At 58.2% G+C, this 17361-nt stretch carries 18 protein-coding genes; 10 read left to right on the top strand and 8 right to left on the bottom strand.

Features of this window, described 5'->3' with window-relative positions; translation table 11 throughout:
• Window positions 1-56 precede the first annotated feature (56 nt).
• Together lipA and ACVBAU_RS10435 are read right to left on the bottom strand one after the other, a co-directional pair.
• On the bottom strand, window positions 57-1004 hold the full coding sequence (lipA, locus tag ACVBAU_RS10440) for a lipoyl synthase (RefSeq protein ID WP_093732216.1): 948 nt from the start codon (window positions 1002-1004) through the stop codon (window positions 57-59).
• A gap of 115 nt (window positions 1005-1119) precedes the next feature.
• Window positions 1120-2223, bottom strand: a complete 1104-nt coding sequence (locus tag ACVBAU_RS10435; RefSeq protein ID WP_448326194.1) for a DUF6456 domain-containing protein — start codon at window positions 2221-2223, stop codon at window positions 1120-1122.
• A gap of 243 nt (window positions 2224-2466) precedes the next feature.
• On the opposite strand from ACVBAU_RS10435, the gene ACVBAU_RS10430 reads away from it, so the two are divergent.
• Window positions 2467-2766, top strand: a complete 300-nt coding sequence (locus ACVBAU_RS10430) for a DUF6477 family protein (protein WP_138923338.1) — start codon at window positions 2467-2469, stop codon at window positions 2764-2766.
• A 4-nt stretch (window positions 2767-2770) separates the two neighbouring features.
• On the opposite strand, the gene ACVBAU_RS10425 is transcribed toward ACVBAU_RS10430, so the two are convergent.
• Window positions 2771-4309, bottom strand: a complete 1539-nt coding sequence (locus ACVBAU_RS10425; RefSeq protein ID WP_138923339.1) for a trimethylamine methyltransferase family protein — start codon at window positions 4307-4309, stop codon at window positions 2771-2773.
• Between the two features lie 198 nt (window positions 4310-4507).
• On the opposite strand from ACVBAU_RS10425, the gene guaA reads away from it, so the two are divergent.
• The 8 genes from guaA to ACVBAU_RS10385 all read left to right on the top strand — a co-directional run bounded on the left by guaA (window position 4508) and on the right by ACVBAU_RS10385 (window position 12772).
• On the top strand, window positions 4508-6070 hold the full coding sequence (gene guaA, locus ACVBAU_RS10420) for a glutamine-hydrolyzing GMP synthase (protein WP_138923340.1): 1563 nt from the start codon (window positions 4508-4510) through the stop codon (window positions 6068-6070).
• A 73-nt stretch (window positions 6071-6143) separates the two neighbouring features.
• Window positions 6144-7007 carry a DMT family transporter gene (locus tag ACVBAU_RS10415; protein ID WP_448326191.1) on the top strand — a complete coding sequence of 288 codons (864 nt, stop codon included), beginning with the start codon at window positions 6144-6146 and terminating at the stop codon, window positions 7005-7007.
• A 144-nt stretch (window positions 7008-7151) separates the two neighbouring features.
• Window positions 7152-8267 (top strand): OmpP1/FadL family transporter, encoded by a 1116-nt coding sequence (locus ACVBAU_RS10410; protein ID WP_448326189.1) that lies wholly within the window; start codon window positions 7152-7154, stop codon window positions 8265-8267.
• 134 nt (window positions 8268-8401) lie between these two features.
• Window positions 8402-9256: an ATPase gene (locus ACVBAU_RS10405; protein ID WP_448326187.1), complete on the top strand. Its 855-nt coding sequence runs from the start codon at window positions 8402-8404 to the stop codon at window positions 9254-9256.
• 81 nt (window positions 9257-9337) lie between these two features.
• Window positions 9338-10270, top strand: a complete 933-nt coding sequence (metA, locus tag ACVBAU_RS10400) for a homoserine O-acetyltransferase MetA (RefSeq protein ID WP_335744016.1) — start codon at window positions 9338-9340, stop codon at window positions 10268-10270.
• Window position 10271: 1 nt separating this feature from the next.
• A complete protein-coding gene (locus tag ACVBAU_RS10395) occupies window positions 10272-11240 on the top strand; it encodes an alpha/beta fold hydrolase (RefSeq protein WP_138923343.1) in 969 nt (322 codons plus the stop codon).
• Window positions 11241-11292: 52 nt separating this feature from the next.
• On the top strand, window positions 11293-12162 hold the full coding sequence (ppk2, locus tag ACVBAU_RS10390) for a polyphosphate kinase 2 (protein ID WP_138923344.1): 870 nt from the start codon (window positions 11293-11295) through the stop codon (window positions 12160-12162).
• Window positions 12155-12772 (top strand): TetR/AcrR family transcriptional regulator, encoded by a 618-nt coding sequence (locus ACVBAU_RS10385; protein ID WP_448328965.1) that lies wholly within the window; start codon window positions 12155-12157, stop codon window positions 12770-12772. Before ppk2 ends, ACVBAU_RS10385 begins: the two co-directional genes overlap by 8 nt.
• 5 nt (window positions 12773-12777) lie before the next feature.
• Here ACVBAU_RS10385 and ACVBAU_RS10380 read toward each other — a convergent pair whose 3' ends face one another.
• From ACVBAU_RS10380 to ACVBAU_RS10365, 4 genes are all read right to left on the bottom strand, one after another.
• On the bottom strand, window positions 12778-13758 hold the full coding sequence (locus ACVBAU_RS10380) for an LLM class flavin-dependent oxidoreductase (protein ID WP_138923346.1): 981 nt from the start codon (window positions 13756-13758) through the stop codon (window positions 12778-12780).
• A 177-nt stretch (window positions 13759-13935) separates the two neighbouring features.
• Complete coding sequence (gene rpsI, locus ACVBAU_RS10375) at window positions 13936-14436, bottom strand: 30S ribosomal protein S9 (RefSeq protein WP_093732203.1); 501 nt, start codon at window positions 14434-14436, stop codon at window positions 13936-13938.
• A 2-nt stretch (window positions 14437-14438) separates the two neighbouring features.
• Window positions 14439-14900 carry a 50S ribosomal protein L13 gene (gene rplM / locus ACVBAU_RS10370; RefSeq protein ID WP_093732202.1) on the bottom strand — a complete coding sequence of 154 codons (462 nt, stop codon included), beginning with the start codon at window positions 14898-14900 and terminating at the stop codon, window positions 14439-14441.
• A gap of 162 nt (window positions 14901-15062) precedes the next feature.
• The gene (locus tag ACVBAU_RS10365; RefSeq protein ID WP_448326184.1) at window positions 15063-16493 is read right to left on the bottom strand and encodes an aminotransferase-like domain-containing protein; all 1431 of its coding nucleotides are present in this window, start codon (window positions 16491-16493) and stop codon (window positions 15063-15065) included.
• Between the two features lie 98 nt (window positions 16494-16591).
• Here ACVBAU_RS10365 and ACVBAU_RS10360 point away from each other — a divergent pair, with 98 nt between their 5' ends.
• On the top strand, window positions 16592-16822 hold the full coding sequence (locus ACVBAU_RS10360; RefSeq protein WP_093732200.1) for a DUF1127 domain-containing protein: 231 nt from the start codon (window positions 16592-16594) through the stop codon (window positions 16820-16822).
• An 87-nt stretch (window positions 16823-16909) separates the two neighbouring features.
• Here the strand turns inward: ACVBAU_RS10360 and ACVBAU_RS10355 are convergent, their stop codons facing one another.
• The gene (locus tag ACVBAU_RS10355) at window positions 16910-17329 is read right to left on the bottom strand and encodes a PaaI family thioesterase (protein ID WP_138923348.1); all 420 of its coding nucleotides are present in this window, start codon (window positions 17327-17329) and stop codon (window positions 16910-16912) included.
• Window positions 17330-17361: the final 32 nt, after the last annotated feature.

The following is a 17361-nucleotide window of genomic DNA, read 5'->3' as shown; positions in this document are numbered from 1 at the left end:
GAGGGGCAGCGCCCCTCATTATGGTTTTTGAGTTTGAGGGGCAGCGCCCCTTATCTTCAACCCAGCTTTGCCAGTCGCGCTGCCTGTAACCGCGCAAAGTCGTCGCCCGCGTGATAGCTGGACCGTGTTAACGGCGTCGCAGACACCATCAAGAACCCCTTGCCGTAGGCCGATTTTTCATAGGCGGCGAATTCGTCAGGGTGCACAAACCGGTCTACTGCGTGGTGCTTTGGCGTCGGCTGCAAATACTGCCCAATGGTCAGAAAATCTATATCTGCCGCGCGCATGTCTTCCATAACCTGCATCACGGACTGACGGTTTTCGCCCAAGCCCACCATGATGCCGGATTTGGTGAACATGGTCGGGTCGAGCTCCTTCACCCGTTGCAACAAACGCAGCGAATGGAAGTACCGCGCACCGGGGCGGACTTCGGGGTACAGGCCGGGGACCGTTTCCAGATTGTGGTTAAACACGTCCGGCCGCGCCTCGACCACGGTTTCAAGCACCTTTGGGTCACAGCGGATGAAATCGGGTGTGAGAATCTCGATCGTCGTGCCCGGCGACCGTTTGCGCACGGCGCGGATGGTTTGTGCGAAATGCTCTGCCCCGCCGTCTTCGATATCGTCGCGGTCGACGCTGGTGATGACCACATGGTTCAGCCCTAATTTTGACACCGCATCGGCGACGCGCCCGGGCTCGAAGATATCAAGCGCTTCTGGCGGGCGCCCCGTGGCGATGTTGCAGAAGGTGCAGGCGCGGGTGCAAACCTCACCCATGATCATCATGGTGGCGTGGCCTTGCGACCAGCATTCGCCGACGTTAGGGCAGCCTGCTTCTTCGCAAACCGTGACCAGTTTGTTCTCGCGCATGATCTTGGCGGTATCTGCATACCCCTTGCCACCCGGTGCCTTTACCCGAATCCACGACGGCTTTTTCGGCTGTGGATTATCGGGGCGTCGGGCCTTTTCAGGGTGGCGCTGCTCGGGGATTTTCAGGTCTCGCATGATCAGGCTCCGTTGGGAATACGCCCCTTATGTAGTCGCTTCGCGCGGCGCATGAAAGAGGGAGTTCTCATGCGCAGGGCAGCCTTGGGTGTCGTCACGATTTGCAGCCCATTGGTCAGCCAATCATGGCGCTGCCGGGTCCAAGCGTTTCGACATAATGTTTGCGCAACCGCATAAGCGCAATGCGCAGCACAATTTTGCCAGATCGCGCAGACCAGCCAAGGCGTTTTTCAGCGGTCTCCAATCCCTCAAGGTAACAGCAGCACCGCAGCACAATGTCCGACAGTCCCGGCCCCAGATCTGCAAGCGCTGATCCGACGCGTGCCCGCGCCGCAGAGGGCGCACTGCCCTCAAACGAGACGCTGTCCCCCTGCCCGCCTGGTGCCAGAAACCGGTCCCAATTCTGGGTCACGGCCTCGCCCATTTGCGCCAGTTCGAAGTCTTCACGCAGGCGTTCGCCTGCCTGTACCAGATTATCGGACAGGAACGGCGCGCCGTGAGCATCGCGACGGCGGGCCAAGGCAGCCAAGGGGCTTTCCGCCAGCGTATAGCGCAATCGCCGCGCGTTCTTTTGGAGGGCTCCCGCAGGCGGTGGTGTCGCGGCGAAGGATGTCTGATCCTCGCCAAACCCGGTCCCTAATGCCTCTGGCGTCGCCTTTGCCAGCATATCCTCTAGCGCGTTCCGTCCCGCAGCTGTGATGTGATAGCGCAAGATGCGCCCTTCGCCATCGGTGGCGATCCAGCCGTTCAACGCCATCGCTTGGGCCACGCAGCGATCCACGACTGCCGTGCGCGTCTGCGCGCCCTCAGGCCCGCTGCGCACCACGACGCCTTTGTCCATCTCGGTAGCAACAGCAAGCAGGGCACCGGTTTCACATAAACGGCGCAAGATCCGCTGTGCTTCGCTGGTCAGGGTTTCATCATCGGGCATCATCGGTTGTGCACTGTTGTTCATCGCAACGGGCTCCTGCATGGGGTGGGTTTTACAGCGGCTGACCTGCCCCAGAACATCCAGAGCATCATCCACCAGCGGATCGTCGCGCCGCGTTTCCAGCCGACGGATCTGGCGCAAAATCGTCGAGGCATGGCATTCCGCAGATCGCGCTAACGCCCGAATAGGGTGCCCCATCTCTATATGAGACAGGTAATGCCGCGCCGCGTCGGGCACCCATCCCGGCAATCCGGTCCCGTCTGGTCGTGTATTCAGTATTTGCGTCATGCACTGTCCTTTCCAAAAGCAGCGTGGATATCCACAGATTTATCCACAGTAGCAAAAGGTTAATTGGTTATGGATTTGTTAATATATGTGGTCCAACCCCATAATTGTTTCCAAATGGTAAACACTTGTAACCACGTCGCACGGCGAGTGGTCCCGATGCGCAACACGCGTGGTTTGGGTGGAATCCTTGGTGCGTTAGGCCGCGTCTATTCGGGGCTTCAGGTCATTCAAGGATATGAAATCATGCAAGATATTATAACGCGGCTCGCCAACATCCACCGCCCTGCCATTCTTGTTCGTGCGGCTAATATTGGCAAAGGGGGGTATCGGCGCGGGCCAATCTTGCGTCGTATTCTTGGGCGCACCGTCCTACCCCGCAGCGCCGTCGCGCTGTTTCAACTGATCGAGATCGAAGCAGACCTGAACACCAGACGTAAAAAGACGGACGCAGGCTATAACCTGGTCCGTCATATCGAAGTCATGATCGCGATCGTCGCCGAAGCAGAGCTTTTGCGCGCCACCCCGCGCAGCGCGCCTGATTGACCGCCTACATAAAGCTGTCGGGTTCGGCTGCCTTGCGGTCGGCGACAAAGGCATCCAGCGCCGCGCGGGTATCAGGGTCCATCTCGGGCTGCACATAGTCGCCCAACAGCTTTTCAACCCGCGCCGCCGCCAGTGCTTGCGTATCGCGCGCGCCTTCGTCCGACCATGTCTCGAACGGCTTGTAGTCCAGCAGATCGGATTTCCAGAACGCTTCCTTAAAGTTGGCTTGGGTATGGGCGCAGCCCAGATAATGCCCACCGGGACCAACTTCGCGGATCGCGTCCATTGCTTGCGCATTTTCATCAATTTGCACGCCACGCGCCAGATGGTGCAAAGCGCCTAATTGGTCGGCGTCCATTACAAACTTCTCGAACGACGCAACCAGTCCGCCTTCCAGCCAGCCGCAGGCGTGCAGCATAAAGTTCACACCCGATAGCAGCCCCATGTTCAGGCTGTTGGCTGTTTCGTACGCGGCTTGCGCATCGGGCAGCTTTGACCCGCAGAACGACCCCGAAGACCGGAACGGCAGGTTCATCCGCCGCGCCAGTTGCCCTGCACCGTAGGTGATATGCGCGGCCTCGGGCGTCCCAAAGGTTGGAGCGCCCGAATTCATGTCGATCGAGGTCACAAACGCCCCAAAGATCACCGGTGCGCCTTTGCGGATCAGTTGGCTATAGGCGATGCCGGCCATGACCTCTGCCAGAACCTGCGTCAGCGTCCCGGCGACGGAAACCGGCGCCATCGCACCGCCAACAATAAAGGGCGAAATGATCGACGCCTGATTGTTCTCGGCAAAAACCTTGAGCGCCCCCATCATCACGTCATCAAAGGTCAGGGGCGAGTTGATGTTGACCAGCGATGTCATGACCGTGTTCTGGTCGACAAAATCGGCCCCGAACAGGATCTTGCACATATCCACCGAATCCTGAGCACGGCTGGGTTCAGTCACCGACCCCATGAACGGTTTGTCGCTCAGCGTCATATGCGCGTGCAACATATCCAGATGGCGCTTGTTCACGGGCACATCCGTGGGTTCGCAGACTGTGCCGCCAGAATGGTGTAACCATTTGGACATATAGCCCAGCTTCACGAATTTATTGAAATCATCCATCGTTGCATAGCGACGGCCACCGGCGGTATCGCGCACAAATGGGGGGCCATAGACCGGCGCCAGCACCAGATTGCGCCCGCCGATTTCGACGTTACGGGCGGGATTGCGGGCATGTTGGGTAAATTGCGACGGAGCGGTCTTGCACAGCTCGCGCGCCAGCCCACGTGGAATACGCACACGGTCGCCGGTCACATCGGCCCCGGCCTCGCGCCACAGCGCCAATGCCTCAGGGTTGTCAGGAAAGTTTACGCCGATTTCTTCCAGTACTGTATCGGCATTATATTCAATGACCTCCAGCGCTTCTTCGGTCAGCACCTCATAGTTGGGAATATTGCGTTCGATGTACTTTGCTGTCTCGAACGACACCGCCGACCGCGCTGCCCGCCGTGCTGCACCGCCACCACCGCGCCCGCGTCTTGCTGATTCCGCCATGAGGTATTCCTTTTCGCCAAAACTGAGGTCTAGCTACCCCATTCGCGCAGCTGCCTTTACGCGGATTACGGCCTTAGAGGTCAAAAACCGACATCCTGATCCGCCGCCCGTTCATTTTGCGAAATAAACTCCGGGGGTCTGGGGGCTGGCCCCCACTCCACTCTTGCCACGCAGGCCATCCGCCCATAATCAGTCTGCATGACAGATATCTCCCATGACCGCCTTCTTATCATCGACTTCGGCAGCCAGGTCACCCAGCTGATCGCCCGCCGTTTGCGTGAACTCAATGTGTTCTGCGAAATCCACCCGTTCAACACGGTGGATGATGCCTTCCTCAAGGATTTTGCGCCCAAGGCGGTGATCCTGTCCGGGGGGCCATCTTCGGTTTTTGCCGAAGGTGCACCGATGCCACCGCAATCCGTGTTCGACCTTGGCGTGCCGATCCTCGGCATTTGCTATGGCCAGCAGGTGATGATGCATTGTCTGGGCGGCAAGGTTGAACGGGGCCACGGCACCGCTGAATTCGGCCGCGCCTATGTGACACCCTCTGAGGCACGTCTTGAATTGCTTGAGGGTTGGTTCCTGACCGAAAAAGAACAAGTCTGGATGAGCCACGGCGACCACGTCAGCGCCATCGCCCCCGGTTTCGAAGTCTATGGCACTTCGCCGCATGCCCCCTTTGCGGTGACCGGTGACGTTTCGCGCAACTTCTACGCTGTGCAGTTCCATCCCGAAGTCCACCACACCCCCAACGGCGCGCGCCTGTACGAAAACTTTGTCCGTCTCGCGGGCTTCAAGGGCGACTGGACAATGAGCGCCTATCGCGAGGAAGCCATCGCGGCGATCCGCGAACAGGTCGGCGATCAAAAGGTCATCTGTGGTTTGTCCGGCGGGGTCGATTCCTCTGTCGCTGCAGTGCTGATTCACGAAGCCATCGGCGACCAGCTGACATGCGTCTTTGTTGACCACGGCCTGCTGCGCAAGGGCGAGGCCGAAGAAGTCGTGACCATGTTCCGCGACAACTATAAGTTGCCGCTGATCCACGCGGAAGAGCAGGAGCTTTTTCTTGGCCAGCTTGACGGCGTCTCGGACCCGGAAACCAAGCGCAAGATCATCGGCAAGCTGTTCATCGACGTGTTCCAGAAACACGCCAAAGACGTCGGCGATGCGACCTTCCTGGCGCAGGGTACACTTTACCCCGATGTAATTGAATCCGTGTCCTTTTCGGGCGGTCCATCCGTCACGATCAAATCGCACCACAACGTCGGCGGTCTGCCCGAAAAGATGGGGCTGAAACTGGTCGAACCTTTGCGCGAACTCTTTAAGGACGAAGTGCGCGAGCTGGGACGCGAGCTGGGTCTGCCGCCGTCGTTTATCGGTCGTCACCCCTTCCCTGGACCAGGCCTCGCGATCCGCTGCCCAGGCGAAATCACCCGCGAAAAGCTGGACATCCTGCGCGAAGCCGATGCGGTCTATATCGACCAAATCCGCAAACACGGGCTTTATGATGATATCTGGCAGGCTTTCGTGGCAATCCTGCCCGTGCGCACCGTCGGTGTCATGGGCGATGGCCGGACTTATGATTTTGCCTGTGCACTGCGCGCGGTGACATCCGTCGACGGGATGACTGCGGATTACTATCCGTTCACCCATGAATTCCTGGGCGAGACAGCGACGCGGATCATCAACGAGATCCCCGGTATCAACCGTGTGACCTACGATATCACGTCGAAACCTCCCGGGACCATTGAATGGGAATGATCTGAATGGCTGTGATCGGCCGCATGACGAAGATGCCTCCGGCGGGGATTTTTTTCCATTTGGAAAATAGACCATGACCCCGACGCTTAGGGCGGCTTCGTGGATGATGGGGTCGATCACATCGTTTTCTGCGATGGCGGTCGCCGGGCGCGAGCTTGGCGGCCACCTCGATACCTTCGAGATTATGATGTACCGATCGCTGGTCGGGGTGATCACCGTCTTTACGCTGGCCAGTTTCTACGGCACGTGGGGGCAGATCAACCGGCGTAACTTCGGGATACAGATCGGGCGCAATTTGGCGCATTTTACTGGACAAAACCTGTGGTTTTACGCGGTCACGGTGATCCCGCTGGCGCAGGTGTTCGCGCTTGAATTCACGTCTCCGCTTTGGGTGATCGTGCTGTCACCCTTTATCCTTGGCGAACGGCTGACCAAAGTGCGGGCCTTGGCAGCGGTGCTTGGGTTTGTTGGCATCCTATGTGTCGCGCGCCCCACGATCGCCGGCCTGAACACGGGGGTGATTACCGCCGCCTCGTCGGCGATCTTCTTTGCGCTGACGATCATGTTGACCAAACGTCTGACGCGTACGCAGACAATCACCTGCATCCTGTTCTATCTGACGGTAACGCAACTGGTTTTTGGGGTGGTCATGGCCGGCTATGATGGGGAAATTGCGGTGCCGGATACCGCACAGATGCCATTGCTGTTGTTGATCGGGATTGCGGGGCTTTTGGCGCATTTCTGTTTGACCAATGCGCTTTCCATTGCGCCCGCGACGGTGGTCGTGCCGATAGATTTCGTCCGCCTGCCTTTGATTGCCGTGATCGGGATGCTGGTTTACGCCGAGGCCTTGGATATCTGGGCCTTCACCGGTGGCGCGATTATCTTCGCAGGCAATTATTTGAACCTTTGGGTCGAAGCCCGGCGCACGGCGTAACGAAACTGCAACAGTTTTGCGACAGCCCCGCTGGCTTCCCCTTGGTCAAGAATTGACAGATTGACGCACCCTGCCGTTCAGTTGCTCTATAACTTGTAGCCGCGAGCCCGTGGCTGCATCGCTTCTGGGGAGGAGTATTCTACGATGACGTATCGAGTAATCGCAATGGCAGCCCTGTTGGGCAGCGCGTCCACGGTGCACGCGGGTGGCATCGACAGGTCTGGTCAGTCGATCACGGCCTTGTTTGAGAGCGGCCGCTATGCTGAGTTTAGCCTCGGGTCGGTGTCGCCTGACACGTCAGGTGTTGGTGCAGGGCCTCGGTCTGCTGTCGCGCCGACGCCGGGTGCGAATTCCGGCAGCATGACGGACAACTTCTTTACCTTTGGTGCCGCCTACAAGGCCGACATCAATGATCAGCTTTCCTATGCAATCATCTATGACCAGCCCTTTGGCGCTGATGTGGATTATCCAGCGGGCACTGGCTATTTTGCCCAAGGGGCAAATGCTGAGTTCAACAGTAATGCGCTGACAGGCCTGCTGCGGTACAAAATGCCGAATAACTTTAGCGTCCACGGCGGTATTCGTGTCCAGACAATCGAAGCGAGCGCTGCCATCCCTTTCATTGGGAACTACAGCGTCGATGGCGACCGTGATACTGGTTTGGGCTATGTCGCCGGTGTTGCCTATGAAAAACCTGAGATCGCGCTGCGTGTGTCTTTGACCTATAACTCCAAGATCAAATACGATGTCAGAACATCCGAGAATTCAGTTCTCGGGTCTAATGTAACAGAGACAAAGGTTGAGACCCCTCAGTCCGTCAACCTCGAGTTTCAAACTGGTGTCGCAGCAGACACGCTTGTCTTCGGTGGTGTCCGGTGGGTTGACTGGTCGTCGTTCGAGATTGCGCCAAACGATTACGGAAGGCTGACTGGTGGCGGCAAGCTGCTGAGCTACGAAGATGACGTCTATACCTACAGCCTAGGTGTCGGTCGCCGTCTGAACGACACATGGTCCGTCGCCGCAGTTGCTGGCTATGAAAAATCCAACGGTGGTTTCTCGAGCAACCTCGGCCCGACTGATGGCAACAAGAGCCTCGGTCTGGCAGCGACCTATACCCGCGACAGCATGAAGATCACGACGGGCATCCGTTACATCAACATCGGCGATGCGGAAACAACGCTCGGGGGCGGGCAAACAGCAGCGGTCTTCGAAGACAATGATGCCGTCGCAATCGGCGTAAAAGTCGGCTTTACCTTCTAAGCCCTACCACACCGAACCCGATATCAGCCCGCCGCAGCAATGTGGCGGGCTTTTTCGTGGGAATGCGGTCACTGGCGTCTTGTGTCTGGCTGCGGTACTCATTGCGAAACAAGACGTTCCAAGGATGACGACCGATGCTTTACCCCTCTGCCGATGCGTGGCGTGCTGCGCTGCATAAACATGTGCTGGTCTTTGGCATGTCGGGACTGGGCAAGACGCATATGGCGCATTTGTTGCGGCAGTCGGGCGACTGGTTCCACTATTCCATCGATTACCGGATTGGCACCCGCTACTTGGGCGAAACCATCGCAGATAACGCCAAGGCCGAGGCGATGAAGGTGCCTTTCCTGCGCGATCTGTTGCTGAGCGATAGTATCTATATCGGGTCCAACATCACCTTTGATAACCTGTCGCCTGTCGCCACCTGGTTGGGCAAACCCGGTGATCCGGCCAAGGGCGGGTTGCCCATGACGGAATATGCGTTGCGGCAAGAGGCGTTCAAACAGGCAGAGATCGCGGCGCTGCGTGACACCGGTCACTTCGCCCGCCGTGGCGAGATGCTGTATGGGTACCCGCATTTCATCTGTGACACCGGCGGATCGATCTGCGAATGGGTGGACCCCGACGACGATAATGATCCGCTGATGCAAACGCTTTCGGCGGAATGTCTGCCGGTCTGGATCAAGGGCGACGATGCCCACACCCAAGAGCTGATCCGCCGTTTTGACAAAGCGCCCAAACCGATGGCCTACCAGCCGGAGTTTCTGCTTCGTGTCTGGCAGGAATATTTGAATGAATACAATTGCCAAGAGGATGATGTCGATCCGGATGCCTTTATCCGCTGGACCTATGCCCAAGCGTTGGCCCATCGACAGCCGCGCTACGAGGCGATGTCGCGTTGGGGCGTGACTGTGACCGCTGATCAGGTGGCCCAGCTTAGGACAGAGGCAGATTTTATCGATCTGATCGCGGGGACGTTAGACGCGTGACCCTTGGCGCCCTTTGCGCGGGCGCTTATCTAAATGCGGCGCAGAGAATTCAAGCAATGACCCAAGACGTGGAATACTGACATGCCGATTAAACTGCCTTCCGACCTGCCAGCCTATGACGTGTTGACGCGCGAGGGTGTCATGGTGCTGGACGAGGAAATGGCGGCGCGTCAGGATATCCGTCCGCTGCGTATTGCCTTGCTCAACCTCATGCCCAAGAAAATCCAGACCGAGAACCAGTTCGCACGGCTGATCGGGGCCACACCGCTGCAAATCGAATTCAGCCTGATCCGTATGTCGGACCACCAGTCGCGCAATACCGCCGCCGACCACCTTGAAAGCTTCTACCGTCCCTTCGAAGAGGTCACGGACGAAAAATTCGACGGTCTGGTCATCACCGGCGCGCCGATCGAACATCTTGATTTCAACGATGTCACCTATTGGGAAGAGCTCACCCGCGTCTTTGATTGGACGCAAACCAATGTCCATTCGACCTTTGGCGTATGCTGGGGCGGCATGGCGATGATCAATTATTTCCACGGCATCAAAAAACACCTGCTGGAAGATAAAGCGTTCGGGTGCTTCCGGCACAGCAATCTTGAGCCGTCTTCACCCTACCTGCGGGGGTTTTCGGATGATCTGGTGGTGCCCGTCAGCCGCTGGACTGAAATGCGCGCAGCAGAGGTGGACGCGGTGCCAAGCCTGACAACCTTGCTCGGCAGCAAGGAGGTCGGCCCCTGTCTCGTTGAAGATGCCGGCCACCGCGCGCTGTATATTTTCAACCACCTAGAATACGACCGCGACACGCTGAAGGACGAATATGACCGAGACGTCGCCCAAGGCACGCCGATCAACGTTCCGTGCAATTACTACCCCGACGACGATCCCACGCAGGTACCGCTGAATCGTTGGCGCAGCCACGCACATCTGCTCTACGGCAATTGGATCAACGAGATCTACCAGACGACCCACTATGACCTGAACGACATTGGTCGTGGTCCTTTTGGGACGTAACATGCTGTTTATTCTGACAATGATTGCGGTTGTGCTGGGGCTGGTCATCTTGGTGCAATGGCGGGCCAGCACGCGCGAGGCCGCAGCGGACGCCGCCTCCCCCCCGACTGGCGAATTGATCGATATCGACGGCGTCACCGTGCATACCAAGGTGCAAGGCAGTGGGCCGGATCTGGTGCTGATCCACGGGGCCTCTGGCAACATGCGGGATTTTACCTTTGATATGGTGGACCGGCTTGCCGACCGCTACCGCGTGATCCTCTTTGACCGCCCGGGTCTCGGGTGGACAGGCAATCTGCCGCAACACGCTGGCGCATGGAATGCGACGGCAGCCACGCCGGCGGAGCAGGCAGCGTTGTTGCAAAAGGCCGCCGACCGAATTGGGGTGACCTCGCCGATTGTGTTGGGCCACAGCTATGGCGGGGCGGTTGCGCTGGCTTGGGGCCTCTCGCGTCCCGATGAAACGGCGGCGCTGGTGCTTGTCTCTGGTGTCTCAGAGCCGTGGGAGGGTGACCTTGGCTGGCAGTACAAAGTAACTGGGTCTGCCTTTGGGTCCGGCGTCGTGATCCCGTTGGTCACCGCCTTTCTGCCCCAGGGGTTCATCCGCGCCAGTGTCAACGCCATCTTCGCGCCGCAAGATACACCCGACGGCTATAATGACCATATCGGCACAGGTCTGGCCCTTCGCCGGACATCCATGCGCGCCAATGCGCAGCAGGTAAACACTTTGCTGCCCGAGATCAAAAAGATGGTTTCGCAGTATGCCACGCTGACCATGCCGATAGAGCTGATCCACGGGAACGCAGACACCATCGTCCCGCTAGAGGTACACGCCGCCATTGCGACCCCGCAACTGCCCGATGCGAGACTGACCACCCTGCCCGGTATCGGCCATATGCCGCAACATGTCTCTCAACCCGAGGTCCTCGCGGCCATCGACCGCGCGGCTGCACGTGCGGGTTTGCGCTAGGGCGCAGAACGCTCCATAAGTTAGGGTGAACAGAATTTTTGAGGAGGCCCCCATGGACCTGCCCTTTGATGGTGCGATCAGCGCCTTTTTTGAAAACGATGCCCCCGCGCCGATCAACAAAGCGATCAAGCGCGCCGATAAGGATGACATCCTCAGCAACAGCTACCCCCATTCCGAACGTCTGGGACGCAAGCAGTATGACCGCGAAATGGACCGCGTTCAGATCGAACTGGTCAAACTGCAAGCATGGGCCCGCGACACCGGCACGCGCATCGCGATGATATTCGAGGGGCGTGACGCGGCAGGCAAAGGTGGCACCATTGCGCGGTTCCGTCATAATCTGAACCAACGCGCAGCCCATGTGGTGGCCCTGCCGAAACCCACCGAAACCGAAGCCGGACAGTGGTATTTTCAACGCTATATCAAGCATTTGCCAACGGCAGGCGACATGGTGTTTTTCGACCGTAGTTGGTACAATCGCGGCGTTGTCGAACCGGTGTTCGGCTTTTGCACCGACGCCGAACGAGAGGCGTTTTTCGAACAGGTCGTGCCGCTTGAAAAGATGCTGGTGGACGACGGGCTGCATCTGTTCAAATTCTGGCTGAATGTGGGCCGCGGCGAACAGCTGCGCCGGATGCTTGCCCGCGAACACGACCCGTTAAAACAGTGGAAGCTCAGTCTGATCGATGTCGAAGGCTTGGCAAAATGGGATGAATACAGCGCCGCGATCAAAGAGACTTTGCAGCGCACCCATACAGCCCGCACACCTTGGACCGTGATCCGCTCTGACGACAAACGTCGCGCGCGGCTGGCCGCCATTCGTACCGTGCTGCATGCCTTTGACTACGCCGATAAAGACCCAAAGGCGATTGGTACCATTGACGACCAAATTTGCGGTGCCCCCGATATCTGGGATGCCTAAACGCGGCTATCACCACGGCAACCTCCGACAGGCGCTCATCGACGGTGCGCTTAAGCTGATCGAGGATCGCGGCCCCACAGGGTTCACGCTGTCAGAAGCCGCAAAGCAGGCGGGCGTGACCCCTGCCGCCGTCTATCGCCACTTCGAAGGCCGCGAAGACCTGATCGCCGAAGGCGCGCTGCAAGGGTATGATATCTTTGCCGAACTGATGGAGGCGGCTTATCAATCCGGCCAACCCTCGGCGTTAAAGGCGTTCGAAGCGACAGGCCGTGCCTACCTCGCATTTGCCCGCGATTACCCTGGCCATTACATCGCAATGTTCGAAAGCGGCATCTCGGTCAACCGAACCACCGATCTGGCCGCTGCAGCGGCGCGTGCCAGTGGGGTGCTTGAACAGGCCGCGAGCGATCTGAGCCAACATATCCCCATTGAAAAACGCCCGCCCGCGTCCATGTTTTCGGCCCATATTTGGGCACTGAGCCACGGGGTGGTTGAACTTTTTGCGCGCAACTCCCCGGGTCGTGCGTCACCGTTCCCGGCAGATGAACTGCTGGAAAGCGGCATCGGCATTTACCTTCGGGGCCTCGGCCTGATCGGCCCCGACGACTGAACCGCTTATCCGGCCAGAGCTTTCGCCGCGATCTCGAACGACTTTACGCGCGCGGCATGGTCATGGATCTGCCCTGTCAGAATCAGCTCGTCCGGTTGATATTTCGCAATCATATCAGACAGCTGACGTACCACAGTTTCGGGGCTACCTACGGCTGTGACGCGCAATGCCTGATCGACAGCCTGCCGCATCTGAACGCCGACCTCGGCATCAATATCACGGACCGGACGCGGCAACTTGCCCGGAGTGCCGGTGCGCAGACGCACGAACGCTTGCTGCATGGATGTGCGCAGGTAAGCTCCCTCTTCATCCGTATCGGCAGCAAATACATTCGCCGCGAGCATGAAATGCGGTTTTTCCCACTGGGCGGATGGTTTGAAATCGCGGCGGTAGATCGCCACAGCATCCTCTAACGCGTCTGGCGCGAAATGCGAGGCAAAGGCATAGGGCAGACCGAAATGCGCAGCCAGTTGTGCGCCATAAAGCGACGACCCCAAGATCCACACCGGCACATGGGTGCCCTGTCCAGGATGGGCCATGACGCGTGCACCGGCAGGGGCGTCTCCCAAATAACCGATCAGCTCGGCTACATCTTCGGGGAACCGGTCGCCCCCCTGCATCCCACGCCGCAATGCATGATACACCGCCTGATCACCGCCGGGCGCACGGCCAAGGCCCAGATCGATCCGGTCACCATGGATCGTGGCCAATGTTCCAAATTGCTCTGCAATGGCCAAGGGCGCGTGGTTGGGAAGCATGATCCCCCCCGCGCCGACGCGGATAGTCGAAGTATGATCAGCGACATGCCCGATCAAAACCGATGTCGCAGCCGATGCGATACCTGGCATGTTGTGATGCTCTGCCATCCAATAGCGATGGTAGCCTGCAGCCTCGGCACGCTTCGCCAGATCAATTGTGTTTGCAATGGCTTGGCGGGCATCTGATCCTTCCGGCACGGGGGAAAGATCAAGAACTGAAAATCGCATGGGAGGGCTCCGTTTTTACGTATCCTTTACCTAAGCACGCTGCCTTGAAAACAAAACCACCTCGCCCGCTTCATTTTGCGAAATAAACTCTCCCCGAAGGGTCGGCTGGCCCCATGCTCAAACGAAAAAGGCCGCCCCATACCGGAGCGGCCTTTTCCAAATACTGTAAAGTAAAGCTTAACGCTTGGAGAACTGGAAGCTCTTACGCGCTTTTGCACGACCGTACTTCTTACGTTCAACAACACGGCTGTCGCGTGTCAGGAAGCCTGCCGCTTTCAGCGCGCCGCGCAGCGAGGGATCATAAAGCTGCAGTGCTTTGGAAACACCGTGCTTTACCGCGCCCGCTTGACCGGACAGACCGCCACCTTTCACAGTTGCAACAACGTCAAACTGACCGTCGGTACCTGTGATGGTGAATGGTTGTGCCAGGATCATCTGCAGAACGGGGCGTGCAAAATATTCGTTTTGCGGCTTGCCGTTTACGATGACTTTACCGGAACCTGGTTTGATCCAGACGCGGGCAACCGCATCTTTACGCTTACCGGTTGCATAGGCACGGCCAAGCGCGTCACGAACGGGCTCGCGCGGGGTCATGTCAACTTCTGTACCCTGAACGCCACCGATGTTCTCGGTTACGGCCGCTTCGAGGCCTTCGAGTGTTTTGATTTCATCAGCCATGCTTATGCACTCCGCGTGTTTTTAGAGTTCATGGATTTCACGTCCAGAACCTCGGGGCTTTGCGCCTCGTGGGGGTGTTCGGAACCCGCGTATACGCGCAGGTTGGTCATGATCTGGCGGCTCAGACGGTTGCCGGGCAGCATGCGCTTGACCGCTTGAGTCACAACGCGCTCCGGGTGGGCACCTTCGAGGATCTGAGCTTTGGTCCGCTCTTTGATCCCGCCGGGGTGACCTGTGTGCCAGTAGAAGTTTTCTTCACGCTTCTTGCCGGTCATCTGGATCTTCTCGGCATTGATGACGATGACGTTGTCGCCGCAATCCATGTGAGGTGTGAAAGAAGGCTTGTGCTTGCCGCGCAGACGAGTGGCAATGATCGATGCAAGACGACCAAGGACGACGCCTTCAGCGTCGACGATGATCCATTTCTTGTCGATATCTGCCGGTGTTGCAGAAAAGGTTTTCATGGAGGGAATTCCCGTTAGTTTGGTGAAAGGGTCCGAAACCGAACCCCGCTATCTGATGGCTGGGTTATAACCACGCCCCTCGCCACGTCAAGCGCGGCTTTTGATATTTTTATGTTTAAAAACAATGCCCTGCAAATTAGGTATTATTTTACCCCATAAAAATCACACGCTCAGCTGCTCTGGCGGGGAGTCCAGCAGCTGACGCAGCCGCATGATCGCATCTTCAAAGCTGTGCAGCGCGACGCCGGCGTTGATCGCGAGGCGCACAGCATGAGGCGCGCGGGCGTCGCGGCAAACAAATTCTTCGGCTGACCGGATTTGCACGCCTTGCCCCTCTGCCGCCTGACAGAACGCCCCTGCCCGCCAGCCAACAGGCAGGCTCAGCCACAAGAATGGCACATTAATCCGCCACGCCACATCATAGCCGCCCAGAATATTGACCGCGCTTTGCACATAGGCGTTGAAGCCCTGTCGCGTTCCTTCAGCAATCGCGTCGATGTCCGGATGCACGAGCAACTTTGCGCATAGATCAATCAGCGGGGTCGCGAGGCCGAAGCAGTTGTATTCAGCCACACGGCGCAGATCAGGCGTGCGCTGGCGCGGGCCAATAGCAAAGCCGATGCGCAGCGCAGGTGTTAGGGTTTTAGCCAGCGACGATACATACCACCCGCGTTCAGGCGCCAACATCCGGTAGGTGGGCGCACGCTCTACCCGCATCCGATAGCAGTCATCCTCGACGATTTGAATGTCATGTTTCCGCGCGACCTCGACCAGCGCCTCGCGGCGGGCGACAGGGGTGAAGCCGGCGGTTGGGTTATGTACTTCGGGCGAGGTGCAGAAGATCTGGACGTCATGATTTCGCGCCGCTTCATCAAGCGCTTCGGGGATCACGCCGTCTTTGTCCATCGCGATCGGGATAACATCAGCCCGCAGAAGTTCCCCCGCCCGTCGGAAGCCGGGGTAGGATAGCGCTTCTATGGCGATGGCGGGCCGGCGTCCTTGCAGAATGGATTGAAACACCAGCGACAGCCCGTTCTGACCCCCATGAGACAGGATCACATCCGCCTCAGTGAATGACCCCAGCGGTGTCCCGGCCAGCCACTTGACGACCGCTTCGCGCGCAGGACGGGCGCCGGTACGGCTTGGGTAATGCATCACACCCGATGCCGGATCCTGTGCGACCTCTGCCATCAACGTGCGGATCAAGGTGGCCTGCCCCGCGGAGGGTAAGTGAGGCGAGAACATATTCACCGCATAGGTGTCGGCGGGGTAATTCTTGGTGCCTTGGTGCACATGGTGGGCAATGACATCCATTTCGATCGGGCTGTTGCGGTCGGATTTCTTGGGCGGCAGGGCAACAAACGTGCCGCGCCCAACCTCTGCCTGCAACATCCCGCTGTCAGTCAACATCGTATAGGCCCGTGCCACGGTCCCCGGTGTCACCCCCAGCATCCATGCCAGTTCTCGGACCGGGGGCAGCTTTTCACCCGCCGTCAGGCCCCCGTTTGCGATGCCGTTTCGTATCATTGTAACAACGGCTTTGTATTTAGGTCCTGGCCCATCAATGCGCTCGGGATGCCAAATTGTACCCATTACAATGTTTTCCTTTTCAAAATGTATCGTATTTTGTACCCCTTCATTACGACAAAATGTAATATTGTGTCAATACAATTTAAAAATAGGAGACTCTCATGACACAGACCCTGACCCTTTCCCACGATACAGTGGCGATCCTGAACCAGCGCAGCACGCCGTTCGCTGCTGTTCTAGCGGTCAAATTTGCGGTTTGTGTTACGAAAATGGCATCGCGTCGCCATACCCGCAAAGCGCTCGCACAGCTTGAGCCGTGGCAGTTGGCAGACGTGGGACTCACACCGCGACAGGCTCATGATGAGTCTATTCGGGTGTTCTGGAAAGCGTAACGTCCCTGTGGCGCAGTCCAGACCTCTTCACTCGGGCCGGTATATACCGGCCCTTTTTTCGATTGTACCAATCAAAAAGTGATACAATTAGCGTGGTGGAATCGCATAGGTAAGCGAGGCCCGCGCGACAGGGTCGTCCAGCCCGTCGGAATAAACCAGCACATCACAGATCGACAGCAGTTTACCGAGCTTGAGCAGCCGCGTTTTGGCGATCAGATCGGTATTCGCCGCAGGCTTGCGCATAAAATCGATGGAGCAGTTTGTCGTCACTGCCAGCGCTTTTGGCCCGATCCGCGCAAGTGTCATCAGATAGGCGCTGACATCCGCGAGCGCGAAAATTGATGGCCCCGACACGGTCCCGCCGGGGCGTAGGTGGCGGTCGGCGGTCAGCAGGCGCGTCGTTAGATCCGTTTCTCCCACGTGATCAATCGCAAAGTCATCGGCAACCTGCTTGAACACGTCCTTCATAAAAACCGAAAGCGCATCGGCATCCATCATGATCGGCATACTTGTCCTCCCTCATATGTCGCGGTTAGGCT

This window comes from Sulfitobacter sp. M13 (genome assembly GCF_053474885.1).
Note: the sequence above shows the minus strand (reverse complement) of the source record. Positions and strands in the feature narration are given on the sequence as shown.